Annotated in this window: 8 protein-coding genes; 2 read left to right on the forward strand and 6 right to left on the reverse strand. The window is 71.6% G+C overall.

Translation table 11 applies throughout. From position 1 onward, the window contains the following. Positions 1–61: 61 nt before the first annotated feature. Positions 62–2,665, reverse strand: a complete 2,604-nt coding sequence (locus tag M3C17_RS06850; RefSeq protein WP_259976887.1) for a metallophosphoesterase family protein — start codon at positions 2,663–2,665, stop codon at positions 62–64. 130 nt (positions 2,666–2,795) lie between these two features. Here M3C17_RS06850 and M3C17_RS06855 point away from each other — a divergent pair, with 130 nt between their 5' ends. Next, the gene (locus M3C17_RS06855; protein ID WP_259976888.1) at positions 2,796–4,223 is read left to right on the forward strand and encodes a CCA tRNA nucleotidyltransferase; all 1,428 of its coding nucleotides are present in this window, start codon (positions 2,796–2,798) and stop codon (positions 4,221–4,223) included. 54 nt (positions 4,224–4,277) lie between these two features. Here M3C17_RS06855 and treZ read toward each other — a convergent pair whose 3' ends face one another. The 5 genes from treZ to M3C17_RS06880 form a co-directional block, all read right to left on the reverse strand. Then, entirely contained in the window at positions 4,278–6,032 is a 1,755-nt protein-coding gene (gene treZ / locus M3C17_RS06860; RefSeq protein WP_259976889.1) for a malto-oligosyltrehalose trehalohydrolase, read from the reverse strand. Between the two features lie 13 nt (positions 6,033–6,045). After that, the gene (gene treY, locus M3C17_RS06865; RefSeq protein ID WP_259976890.1) at positions 6,046–8,394 is read right to left on the reverse strand and encodes a malto-oligosyltrehalose synthase; all 2,349 of its coding nucleotides are present in this window, start codon (positions 8,392–8,394) and stop codon (positions 6,046–6,048) included. After that, the gene (gene glgX / locus M3C17_RS06870; protein ID WP_259976891.1) at positions 8,391–10,568 is read right to left on the reverse strand and encodes a glycogen debranching protein GlgX; all 2,178 of its coding nucleotides are present in this window, start codon (positions 10,566–10,568) and stop codon (positions 8,391–8,393) included. The genes treY and glgX overlap by 4 nt, the downstream gene beginning before the upstream one ends. Next, positions 10,565–10,852: a hypothetical protein gene (locus M3C17_RS06875; RefSeq protein ID WP_259976892.1), complete on the reverse strand. Its 288-nt coding sequence runs from the start codon at positions 10,850–10,852 to the stop codon at positions 10,565–10,567. Before M3C17_RS06875 ends, glgX begins: the two co-directional genes overlap by 4 nt. A 131-nt stretch (positions 10,853–10,983) precedes the next feature. Beyond that, positions 10,984–11,553: a dihydrofolate reductase family protein gene (locus M3C17_RS06880; protein WP_259976909.1), complete on the reverse strand. Its 570-nt coding sequence runs from the start codon at positions 11,551–11,553 to the stop codon at positions 10,984–10,986. A gap of 71 nt (positions 11,554–11,624) precedes the next feature. Between M3C17_RS06880 and M3C17_RS06885 the strand changes: the two genes are divergently transcribed. Beyond that, positions 11,625–12,191 (forward strand): TetR/AcrR family transcriptional regulator, encoded by a 567-nt coding sequence (locus M3C17_RS06885; RefSeq protein WP_259976893.1) that lies wholly within the window; start codon positions 11,625–11,627, stop codon positions 12,189–12,191. Positions 12,192–12,214 lie beyond the last annotated feature (23 nt).

Here is a 12,214-nt window from a genome sequence, read left to right on the forward strand (position 1 = left end):
GGCGCCCTCGCGCGAAGGCGCCGCCGGAGCCGAAGCCCCGACGGCGCCCGTGCGGGATCGGCTACTCAGCGTTCACCGCAGACGCATCCACCGCGGATGCCCCGACCGGGGACTCCGCCACCGCGTGCTGCCGACGGCGACGCAGGGCGAACAGGCCCAGGCCCGCGGCGAGCAGCACGACGGCCGCGATCACGTACGGCATGCTGTCGGCGCCGGTCGTGGCGAGGTCGCCGTCCGCAGCACCGCCCGTGCCGCCCGTGCCGCCCGTGCCCGGGGTGGTCGCCCCGCCGCCCGCGGCAGCCGTCACGGTGAGCGCGGCGGTCACCTCGGTGCCGTCGGGCAGGATCACGGCGAGAGTGTGCGCGCCCGCCGGGGTGCCTGCAGGGATCGTGACCGTGCGGGCGAACGAGCCGTCTGCCGCGGCCGTCACGGTGCCCAGCGACACCGGGTCCGACCGCAGCTCGAGCCGCAGCTCGGCCCCGGCCGCGAAGCCGCTGCCCGAGACCGACAGGGTTCCACCGGCCGCGACGGAGGACGCGCCGAGCTCCACCTTCGCGGGCTCCTCGGGCTCCGGCTCCTCGGTCACGGGTGGCGTGACACCCTGCTCGGTGACCCACTTCTCGCCCGCATCGGACTTCGTCACCGTGAACGTGTCGTACACCGCGCCGACGGGCAGGTCGGTCGACGCGCTGCCGGTCTTCTCGGCGAGGTAGGACCGGTACACGAGCTGATCCTTCGACACGTCGATCACCTGATACGTCGTGACGCCCTCGCCGCGCAGCACCTGCGTGGCGCCGTTGTTGGTCCACACGTTCTTCTCGGGCGTCTCCAGGTCGTAGTGCTTCGCGCCCGAGTTCGACACCACGTAGACCGGGCCCGTGGTGAGGCCGGGGGTGTCGGTCGCATCCGTGTTGACGTAGCCGCGGGCGTACGTGTGGTCGTGACCCATGAGCACGAGGTCGATGTCGTTGCGCTGGAACACGGGCAGCCACTCGGCCCGCAGCACCGGCTCGTCACGACCGGCCGACGCGGAGAACACCGGCTGGTGGAACGTCACGACGTTCCACTTCGACGGGCTGTCCTGCAGCAGCAGGTCGAGCCAGGCCGCCTGGAACCGCGTCCACAGCACACCGATCTGGCTGGACGGGCACTCGGCACCCGTGCAGGACGGGAGTCCGGGCGGGGTGAGGAAGGTCGTGTCGCGCGTCGCGTTCAGTGTGATGAAGCGCACGCCCTGGTAGTCGGTGTAGTACGCGGTCTCCGCGGCGAACGTGCTCCAGTGGTCGAAGAACGCCCGGTACTGCTGCGCGACCGGAGAGTCGCCCTTCGCGAGGTCGGCCAGCGCGCCGATCGAGCTCGTCGACGGGTTGTTGTGCGGGTACTCGAACGCGGCCTTCCAGGCGGTGAGGAGCTTGTCGCCTGAGTACTCGTGGTTGCCGGGGGCGGCCATCACGTTCGTGCGGACGGCGGAGTCCTCCATGCCCTTGAACCAGTTCAGCCACTCGGTCTCGTTGCTGGACGTGTTGATGAGGTCGCCCGCGTGCACCGAGCCGATGGAGCGCGGCGCGTTCGCCTCTGCCTGCTTCACGACGCTCGGCCACGTGGTGTCGAGACCGATCTGCGCGTCGCCGTAGTAGATGAACTGGAAGTCGGTCGCGGTGGGGTCGGCGGTCCGGAAGGTGAACCAGTCGCTCCAGCTGCCGGGGAGGCCGACGCGGTAGCGGTACTCGGTCGCCGGGGTGAGCCCGGTCACGGTCGCCGAGAAATGCGCGTTCGGGTTGCCGTTCACGACGCCCGCGTCATAGGCGTCCACGATGCGCGGCTCGCCGCCGGCCGCCGGGGCGATCTCGACCTGGCCGACCGTGTGCGAGGCGTCGCCCGCGAGCCACGAGAACGACTGCGAGACCGCGGGCTGCGCGGTCGGCGTGAGGATCACGCGGGTCGGCGGTGCGACGACGGGCGTCCCGGGGTCGGATGCCTTCACGAGCGTGAGCGCCGACATGTCGAAGTAGATGTCGGAGCTGGTGGCGCGGTCCTGGAACAGCGACACGGCGATGGTGTTCGCCCCGTCGTGCAGCAGCTCGCCGCCCGCGCTGAACGTGCTGGTGAGCGGGTCCCCGTTGGAGTCGCCCGCGTACTCGACGTTCACGGTGTCGGTGATGCGGCCGTCGACGTAGCGCGCCACCTCCTGGCCGTTGATCCACACGATGATCGCGTCGTCGTAGGTGATGGTGCTCTGCAGTGCCGCCACCTGCTCGGCCACACCGGGCTCCAGCTCGAACGTCGTGCGGAAGAAGTACGTCGGCACGGTCGGGGCCTTCGCCCCGTCGAGGTAGTGGTTCAGCAGTGTCGTCGGCGTCTGCGGACCCACGGCGCCGAGCTTGCCGTTCTTCGCGCCGAATCCGCCTGGCGCGGTCTTCCAGGCGCTGTCGTCGAACGCAGGGAGAGTCCAGTCGCGCAGCGCCGCCGGAGCGGGGGAAGGGTCGGAGCCGTCGTCGAGGTAATGCCACGTCGTGTCGGTCGTGATCAGCGAACCGGTGGGCACGTCCGGGTCGGGCGCGGCGAGAGCCGCCGGGGCGACGACGGCGCCGCCGAGCAGGGCGAGCAGCGCGACGGAGGTCAGTCCGCGACGCCGCCACCGCACCGCAGGGGTGGGGGAGGTCATGTCAGTCCTTCATGGTGGGGATCCGTGCTCAGCCGCACGGGGCCCGTCCAGCCCAGCGGAGCCGGATGACCGCCGCCTGACCCGCAGGCGACCGGGAGGTGAACTCGGTCGTCCCGGTACGCTGGAACCCATGCTCAACATGGCCGACGGCCTCGCCCGTCTCGGCGCGCTCGCCGAGAATCCCGTCGTCCGCACCCTCGCGACCGCGTTCGCCGAGGCCGGGTTCGAGCTCGCGGTCGTCGGCGGCCCGGTGCGCGACGCGCTGCTCGGGCGGGAGACGCACGACCTCGACTTCACGACCAGCGCGTCGCCCGACGAGATCCTCGCGATCGTGAAGCCCGTCGCCACGGCGCACTGGGACATCGGTCGTGCGTTCGGCACCATCGGCGCCCGCGTGCAGGGCGAGCAGGTGGAGATCACCACGTACCGCGCCGACAGCTACGACGGTGTGACGCGCAAGCCCACCGTCGAGTTCGGCGACACGATCGACGGCGACCTGGTGCGGCGCGACTTCACGGTCAACGCGATGGCCCTCCAGGTGCCGTCCGTGAAGCTCATCGACCCCACCGGCGGCGTGGAGGACCTGGTCGCCGGGGTTCTGCGCACCCCGGCCGACCCCCGTGTGTCGTTCGGCGACGACCCGCTCCGCATGCTCCGCGCGGCCCGCTTCAGCGCGCAGCTCGGCTTCGCCGTGGAAGACGACACCGCCGCGGCGATCACGGAACTGCGGGAGACGCTGTCGATCGTCAGCCCCGAGCGGGTGCAGGCCGAGCTCGTGCGCCTCATGCAGACCGACGACCCCGTGCGGGGCATCCGCGTGCTGGTCGACACCGGACTCATCGAGGAGTTCCTCCCCGAGGTGAGCGCCCTGCGGCTCGAGGTCGACGAGCACCACCACCACAAGGACGTCTACGAGCACTCGCTGACGGTGCTCAGCCAGGCGATCGAGCTGGAGCACGCGCGGAACCCCGGGGCCGCGCCCGACGTGCCGCTGCGCATCGCCGCTCTGCTGCACGACATCGGCAAGCCGCGCACGCGCAAGCTGGAGCAGGGCGGCGCGGTCACGTTCCACCACCATGATGTGGTCGGCGCGCGCATGGCCCGCAAACGGCTGCAGGCGCTGCGGTTCGACACCGCCACCACCGATGCCGTCGCGACCCTGATCGAGTTGCATCTGCGCTTCTTCGGCTACGCGGAGGGCGCCTGGACCGACGCGGCCGTGCGCCGGTATGTGCGCGACGCGGGCGAGCTGCTGGAGCGGCTGCACATCCTCACGCGCGCCGACGTGACCACGCGCAACCGTCGCAAGGCCGCGCGTCTGGCCGCCGCCTACGACGACATCGAGTCGCGCATCGCCGCCCTCCGAGAGCAGGAGGAGCTCGACGCGATCCGCCCGGAGCTCGACGGCAACCGCATCCAGGAGGTGCTCGGCATCCGCCCTGGGCGTGAGGTCGGCGAGGCGTACCGGTTCCTGCTCGATCTCCGGCTCGACGAGGGCGTGCTCGGTCCGGATGTCGCCGAACAGCGGCTGCGCGACTGGTGGGCCGCCCGCGGCTGAGCCCTCAGCGCCGCTCCGGCACGAGCACGTCGGTCGCGCCCGCGGCACATGGTGTCAGGGGGTGGGCGGGCCCACCACGGCGGCGGCGTCGGGAGGCAGCGTGAGAAGAGCGCCGTCCCGGGTGAGCGCGGTGGTCGCGAGCAGCACCGATGCCACGGGGTCGACCTCGAACACGGCCCGCTCGGGGGAGAGGTTGATCAGCACCGACAGGTCTCCGCGGCCGAGGCGGTACACGCGATGCTCCGGGCGGCCGTCGGTCGCGCGGACCTCGACCGTCGTGTGCGTCGTGTCGGGCTCCGTCAGCTCGGGTCGTGCGCGCCGCAGTCGGGTCAGGTCGCGGTAGAGAGCCAGCAGCCGCGCGGGCTCCGGCCGCTCGAGCTCCGTCCAGTCGAGCTGCGAGCGCCGGAAGGTCTCCGGATCCTGCGGGTCGGGCACCGCGGCCGGGTCCCAGCCCATGCGGGCGAACTCGGCCGCACGACCCTCGGCCACGGCACGCCCCAGCTCGGGCTCGGGGTGCGACGTGAAGAACTGCCAGGGCGTGGAAGCCCCCCACTCCTCGCCCATGAACAGCATCGGCGTGCCAGGAGCGGTCAGCGTGAGCACCGCCGCGACCGCGAGCCGATCGGGCGACAGCGTGGCGGAGAGCCGGTCGCCCGCCGCACGGTTGCCCACCTGATCGTGGTCCTGCGCGAAGGTGACGAGCCGCCACGCCGGCACCTCGGGCGGGATCGGCGCTCCGTGCGGACGGTCGCGGAACGACGAGTACGTGCCGTCGTGGAAGAAGCCCCGGTCGGTGACCTTGGCCACCGCCTCCGGTGATGCGAAGTCCTCGTAGTAGCCCGTGGTCTCGCCCGTGAGCGCGACGTGCACGGCGTGATGCCAGTCGTCCGACCACTGGGCCGTGAGCCCGAAGCCGTCGGCCTCGCGCGGGAGGATCAGCGTCGGGTCGTTGAGGTCGGACTCCGCGATGAGCGTCAGCGGGCGTCCGAGATGTGCCGACAGCGCGTCCACCCGCTCGGCCAGCTCGCGCAGCAGATGCACCGGCTGCGTGTCGTGCAGGGCGTGCACGGCGTCGAGCCGCAGCCCGTCGACATGGAAGTCACGCAGCCACCCCAGGGCGTTCTCGATGATGTACTGCCGGACCGCCGGTTCGTCGAGGTCGATCGAGTCGCCCCAGGTGGTGCTCTCGCCCTCGCGGAGGTACGGGCCGAAGAGCGGCAGGTAGTTGCCGCTCGGGCCCAGGTGGTTGTACACCACGTCCTGCACCACGGCGAGCCCGTGCGCGTGCGCCGCGTCGACGAAGCGCTGGTACGCCGCCGGTCCGCCGTAGCCTTCGTGCACCGCGTACCAGAGCACCCCGTCGTAGCCCCAGTTCCAGCGCCCGTTGAAGGCGTTCACGGGCAGCAGCTCCACGTGGGTCACGCCAAGCTCGACCAGGTGCCCCAGGCGGGCGACCGCGGCGTCGAGCGTGCCCTCGGGGGTGAACGTGCCCAGGTGCAGCTCATAGAGCAGTCCGCCGGCGAGCTGCCGTCCGGTCCAGGCGGCATCGGTCCACGCGAACGCGGCGGGGTCGAACCAGGCCGACGCCTCGTGCACGCCGTCCGGTTGCCGCCGCGACCGTGGATCCGGGCGCAGCTGCTCGTCGTCGTCCAGCAGGAACCCGTAGCGCTCGCCGTCCGCGAGCACCGTGTCCCCGCGCCACCACCCGTGGCCTGCGGGGCTCAGCTCGCGCTCCTCCGCGACGGTCCCGTCGGCGGTCAGCCGCCGCAGCCGCAGCCGCTCCACGCGGGGCGCCCACACCTCGATCATCCGCGCACTTCCTTCATCGCGCGAGCTCGATCAACGCGACCGGGTAGGTGTCGAGCAGCTCGGCGAGCCGCACGGGCCCAGGGGCGATACGCCGACCGGTGAGCAGGTCGGTCCCGGGGATGTCCGGCCGCATCATCACGGTGTCGCCCCAGCCGCCGCGACGCGCGAGGGCGACCGGGAGCCGGGTCGCCACGGCCGTGGCTCCGCCGCGGTGCACGGCCACGGCATGCCCGGCGGCTTCGCCCTCCACCACGGCAGGACGGTAGAAGCGGAACAGCTCGGGGTTGTCGCGGCGCAGGCGCAGGGCACGCGAGGTGACGAGCAGTTTCGCGGCGCCCGTGTCGTCGACGGGCGGCAGCACGCCGTGGGCGTGGTCGGCATCGAGCTCGCGCAGCATGCGGGCGCGCACCGCGAAGTCCACCGGCCGGCGGTTGTCGGGGTCGACCAGGGACAGGTCCCACAGCTCGGTGCCCTGGTACACGTCGGGAACGCCGGGGCCCGTGAGCTGGAGCAGCTTCGCCGAGAGGGCGTTGGAACGGCCGGCGCCGACGATCTCGTGCACGAACCGGTCGAGGATCGGCGCAGCGTCGCCCTCGACCGCACGGGCGATCGCGTCGAGCCCCTTCTCGAACGCCGCATCGGGGTCCTGCCAGGTGGTCTCCTCGGCCGCCTCCCGCGCGGCCTTCATGGCGTAGTCCCGCAGCCGGTCGGCGGGGATCGGCCAGGCACCGACCGCGGCCTGCCAGAGCAGCGCGTCGAGCGGTCCGTGCCCCGTGCTCGCCACGGCGCGCAGCTCGTCGAGCACCTCGGCCCAGCGCTCCGGGATCTCGGACAGCACCGCGAGCCGGGCCCGCACATCCTCCGAGCGCTTCGTGTCGTGCGTGGACAGGGTCGTCATCGAGTGCGGCCAGGCGGCGAGCCGTGCCCGCTGCGCCTCGTGGAACTCCTCGACCGACACCGCGGGGATCGACGGGTCGGCCCCGACCTCGGTCAGCGTGCCCAGCCGCGTGTACCGGTAAAACGCGGTGTCCTCCACGCCCTTCGCCATCACGGCGCCCGTCACCTGGGGGAAGCGCTGCGCAACCTCCAGAGCGGGGTCGAGCAGCAGCGGCTCGAGTGCCGTGAAGGCGCCGGCGAGCTCGGGTCGGCGGCGCCGCGCCTCGGCGAACGCGATGCGCAGGTGCTCGCTGCCCTCCGGGAGATAGGCGCGGTACACCGGGAAGCAGGCGACCAGCTCGGCGAGAGCGTCGTCGGCGTGCACGATGCCGTGCGGCAGGGTGCGCACGAGCCGCCGGACCTCCGCGGCCAGCAGCCGATCGGCGATCATCCGCTTGGTGTCATGGATCAGGTCGGGCCACGCCGGGGCCGGCGGCAGGCCCGTGTCCTCGCGCAGCCGCGCATCGAGCCGGTCGAGCGCCGCCACGCCGTCCGCGTCGACGAAGAGCCGGTCGAGCTCGGCCAGCGCGTCGTAGCCGGTGGTGCCGTCCGTGCGCCACCAGGCCGGCAGCGCCTCCCCGGGTTCGAGGATCTTCTCGACGAGCGTGTAGACGCGGCCGGTGGCGTCGGCGAGCTGCTCCAGGTACGCACCGGGGTCGGTCAGGCCGTCCGGGTGGTCCACCCGCAGGCCGTCCGCCAGCCCGTCGCGGATCCACCGCAGGATCTCGCGGTGCGTGTCGGCGAACACGTCGGGCAGCTCGACGCGCAGACCGGCGAGCTCGGACACCGCGAAGAAGCGCCGGTAGGTGAGGTCGGTGTTCTGGTCCCGCCAGAACCGCAGCTCGTAGTGCTGCGCGGCGAGCAGTCGCGGCAGGTCGTCGGCGAGGGCGGCCGTGCCTGGAGCGAGGGGAAGCACGTGCTCGAAGTAGCGCAGCACCCCGTCCGGCGCATCCGGGGCCGGGGTCGTGTCGGCCACGAGTTCGCCGTTCGCCAGTGCCTCGTCCGGCGGGGAGCCGAGCAGCGGCAGGAGGAGGCGCCCGCCCCCCGCGGCCCAGTCGATGTCGAAGGCCGCGGCGCGCCGGGTCTCCCGCCCGAGCCGCAGCACCTCCCACCACCACGGGTTCTGCCGCGGCACGGCGACCCCTGCGTGGTTCGGCACGATGTCGACGAGGATGCCCAGGCCCGCGGCTCGGGCGGCCGCGGCGAAACGCTCGAGGCCCTCCTCACCGCCGCGGTCGGGGTCGACGCGGGAGTGATCGACCACGTCGTAGCCGTGGTTCGAGCCGCGCACCGCAGCGAGCAGGGGGGAGAGGTACACCCAGGACGCGCCGAGTTCAGCCAGGTAGCCGGTCACGTCGGCCGCGGCGTCGAGCGGGAACCGGTCGCTGATCTGCAGTCGGTACGTCGACAGAGGGCGGTCGGTCATGCCTCGCCCTGATCGCTCTGCGCACGGAGCGAGGCGTCGACCGAGTCGTCCGTGGCCACGGGCTCGCCGTCGACCTCCTGGAGCACGAGCATGGCCCTGCTCTCCAGGGGCACCGTCTCCTGCGGACGGAGCGGACGATCGTGGGAGAGTTCGCCCGCGGTGTCCACGACCACGAGCCACTCATCGCCGTGCCGCTCGTCGGGCAGCACGAGCTCGACGGGCTCGTCGCCGCTGTTGAAGTACACGAGGAAGTTCACGTCCTCGACGGGCCGCCCACGCCGATCGTTCTCGCGGATTCCGCGGCCGTTGAGGAACATGCCCACCGAGCGGCCGAAGCCGGAGTCCCAGTCCTCCGGGGCCATGGGCCCGCCGTCCGGCCGCAGCCACACGACGTCGGGGATGCGCTCGCCGTCCTCCGCCTGCGCCGGCCGTCCGTCGAAGAAGCGGCTGCGACGGAAGGTGGGGTGCTCGCGGCGGAGCCGGGCCACGGCCGCGGTGAACTCGACGAGCGGCAGATCGGCGTTGTCCCAGTCGATCCAGGTGAGCTCGTTGTCCTGCGCGTAGCCGTTGTTGTTGCCGTGCTGCGTGCGGCCGAGCTCGTCGCCGTGCGAGATCATGGGCACGCCCTGCGAGAGCAGCAGCGTGGCGAGGAAGTTCCGCTGCTGCCGCGCCCTCCGGCGGTTGACCTCGATGTCGTCCGTGGGACCTTCGACGCCGTTGTTGTCCGAGCGGTTGTGCGATTCGCCGTCGTTGTTGTCCTCGCCGTTGTCCTCGTTGTGCTTCTCGTCGTACGAGACGAGATCGCGCAGCGTGAAGCCGTCGTGTGCGGTGACGAAGTTGATCGAGGCGACCGGGCGCCGTCCCGAGTGCTCGTACAGGTCGGCCGAACCGGTGAGCCGCGACGCGAACTCGCCGAGCGCCTGCGGTTCGCCGCGCCAGAAGTCGCGCACGGTGTCGCGGTACTTGCCGTTCCACTCGGTCCACTGCGGGGGGAAGTTGCCCACCTGGTAGCCGCCGGGCCCCACGTCCCACGGCTCGGCGATCAGCTTGACCTGCGACACCACCGGGTCCTGCTGCACGAGCTCGAAGAACGCGGCGAGCCTGTCCACGTCGTAGAACTCGCGCGCCAGGGTCGACGCCAGGTCGAAGCGGAAGCCGTCGACGTGCATCTCGGTGACCCAGTAGCGCAGCGAGTCCATGAGCAGCTGCAGCGAGTGCGGGTTGCCCGCGTTGAGGCTGTTGCCGGTGCCGGTGTAGTCCGTGTAGTACCGGCGATCCTCCTCCAGGCGGTAGTAGGCCTCGTTGTCGATGCCGCGCATCGAGAGGGTCGGTCCGAGGTGGTTCCCTTCGGCCGTGTGGTTGTAGACCACGTCGAGGATGACCTCGATGCCCGCGTCGTGCAGAGTGCGCACCATGGCCCGGAACTCCTGCACCTGCTGGCCGTGCTCGCCCGTGGCGGAGTACGCGTTGTGCGGCGCGAAGAAGCCGAGGGTGTTGTAGCCCCAGTAGTTGGAGAGCCCCTTGTCCTGCAGCACCGAGTCGTTCACGAACTGGTGCACGGGCATGAGCTCCAGCGCGGTCACGCCGAGGCGCTGCAGGTGCTCGATCACGGCGGGATGGGCGATGCCGGCGTAGGTGCCGCGCAGCTCCTCCGGGATCTCGGGGTGACGCTGCGTCAGCCCCTTCACATGGGCCTCGTAGATCACGGTCTCCGCATAGGGCGTCTTCAGCAGGCGGTCGCCCGCCCACTCGAAGAACGGGTTGACGACGACGCCCTTCACCATGGCGGCGGCGGAGTCGTCGTCGTTGCGGGAGTCGGGGTCGCCGAAGTCGTAGCCGAACAGCGACTGCCCCCAGTCGATGTCGCCGCAGACGGCCTTGGCGTACGGGTCGAGCAGCAGCTTGTTCGGGTTGAAGCGCTGGCCCTGCGCGGGGTCGTGCGGGCCGTGCACGCGATAGCCGTACAGCTGCCCCGGCTGCACAGTCGGCAGATACCCGTGCCAGACGAACGCGTCGACCTCGGTGAGCGGGACGCGGGTCTCGGTGCCGTCCTGGTCGAACAGGCACAGCTCGACGCGCTCGGCGGATTCGCTGAAGAGGGCGAAGTTGGTGCCCTGCCCGTCGAAGGTGGCGCCCAGCGGATAGGCGGACCCGGGCCAGACCTCGAGGCTCATCCGGCGAGGGCGTGGTCGCGCGAGCCGGCGGCCATGGCGCTCACGATCCCGACCGCGTGGTCGAAGTCGTACACCTGCGCGATCTCGACGGCGCGCGGATAGGGGTGACCGAGGTAGCAGACGTAGAGCGGCGGCACGACGTCAATGTAGCCGACGGGAGCCGTGGGGGTCACGACGTACCGGTCGAAGTCGATGCGCTCGCACGCGGCGTCGGCGGACGTCGGCTGCTCGGACGTCTCTGCGCGCTGCGGGGAGCCAGTGGGGATGGGGATCTCGACGTCCATGGCGCCTCTCCTGACTCGTGGTGTGTGTTCACGATAGGAAGCGGGGCCGATTCCGAGAACGCCATTGCCAGGACGGCCGGGAGGAGGTATGGATGGGTGTTCGCACCCCCTCCCGGCGCCTGGTTCCGGGCTCAGCCGGCGGGGCGGCGCACCAGCTCGGTGACGACGACGCCGGTGCCGTAGGCGGTCGTGTCGACGGCGTCGAACCGCTCGGGGTGGTACGGGCGATCGCCGAATAGGGGGATGCCGGAGCCGAACAGCAGCGGCTGCCGCTTGAGCACGAGCCGGTCGATCTCGTCGGCGAGGGTCGCGGCGAGAGCCCCGCCTCCGCACAGCCAGATCGCGCGGCCGTCCTCCTGCTTGAGACGCCGGACCACCTCGACGGGATCCTCCGCGGTGATCTCCAGGTTCTCGGCCTCCCCGTGCTGGGTACGGCTGAACACGATCTGCCTGAGGTGACGGTAGGGGCTCGGCAGCCCGCCGACGGCGTAGGTGTTCCACCCCATCAGCACCGTGTCGAACATCGTCCGCTCCTGGGCGATGCCGAGGGCCTCCGCCGCGACGGTGGGCAGGGTGTCGGCGAAGCGCGCGTTGATGCCGTCCATGTGGTCGCCCTCCACCAGGAAGGCGTCGAACTCGCCGTGCGGTCCGGCGATGAAGCCGTCCAGGGTGACGGCCGCGTAGTACACGAGTTCTCGCATCATTCTCCAATCACTACATCTGTCGCGGTTGAATGTACAACAGCCGTAGTGATTGCGCTAGTGTGCTTCTCATGGTGAGGAACGAGGCACGGCGACGCGCGATCGCGGATGCGGGCCTCACGGTGCTCGCCCAGGAGGGCTCGCGCGGCCTCACGCACCGGGCCGTCGATGCCGCCGCGGGGATGCCCACCGGCACCACGTCCAACTACTTCCGCAGCCGTGACGCCCTCATCGAGGGACTGGTCGACCGCATCGGCGAACGCCTCGCCCCCACGCCGGAGGACCTGGAGCGCCGTGCCGCCGGAACGCCGGGCCCTGCGCTGTTCGCCGACTACCTGCGCGACATCGTGCGGCGGCTCACCGCGGACAGGGACGTGACGCTCGCCCTGTTCGAACTGCGACTCGAAAGCGGGCGTCGCCCCGAGCTCGCCGCCCTGCTCGGCGCCTGGCAGCGCGCCGGCTTCGACGCCGACGTCGCCTTCAACACCGCGGCAGGCCTCCCCGGCGGACGGAAGGAGATCGCGCTGTTCCACTACGCGATCGACGGCCTGCTGCTCGACCGCCTCACGACCCCGATCGACCCCGGCAGCTCCACGGACGACGTGATCGACGCGCTCGTCGCCGGCCTGCTCCGCTGACGCGACGGACGGCTGCGCGGGGT

Source organism: Microbacterium sp. p3-SID336 (genome assembly GCF_025143365.1).
Classification (GTDB): Bacteria; Actinomycetota; Actinomycetes; order Actinomycetales; family Microbacteriaceae; genus Microbacterium.

What these genes read in the sequence shown, in the direction of transcription:
- M3C17_RS06880 (WP_259976909.1), bottom strand. Translation starts at nt 11,553, where the DNA reads ATGCGAGAACTCGTGTACTACGCGGCCGTCACCCTGGACGGCTTCATC.
- treY (WP_259976890.1), bottom strand. Translation starts at nt 8,394, where the DNA reads ATGACCGACCGCCCTCTGTCGACGTACCGACTGCAGATCAGCGACCGG.
- M3C17_RS06885 (WP_259976893.1), top strand. Translation starts at nt 11,625, where the DNA reads ATGGTGAGGAACGAGGCACGGCGACGCGCGATCGCGGATGCGGGCCTC.
- glgX (WP_259976891.1), bottom strand. Translation starts at nt 10,568, where the DNA reads ATGAGCCTCGAGGTCTGGCCCGGGTCCGCCTATCCGCTGGGCGCCACC.
- M3C17_RS06850 (WP_259976887.1), bottom strand. Translation starts at nt 2,665, where the DNA reads ATGACCTCCCCCACCCCTGCGGTGCGGTGGCGGCGTCGCGGACTGACC.
- treZ (WP_259976889.1), bottom strand. Translation starts at nt 6,032, where the DNA reads ATGATCGAGGTGTGGGCGCCCCGCGTGGAGCGGCTGCGGCTGCGGCGG.
- M3C17_RS06875 (WP_259976892.1), bottom strand. Translation starts at nt 10,852, where the DNA reads ATGGACGTCGAGATCCCCATCCCCACTGGCTCCCCGCAGCGCGCAGAG.
- M3C17_RS06855 (WP_259976888.1), top strand. Translation starts at nt 2,796, where the DNA reads ATGCTCAACATGGCCGACGGCCTCGCCCGTCTCGGCGCGCTCGCCGAG.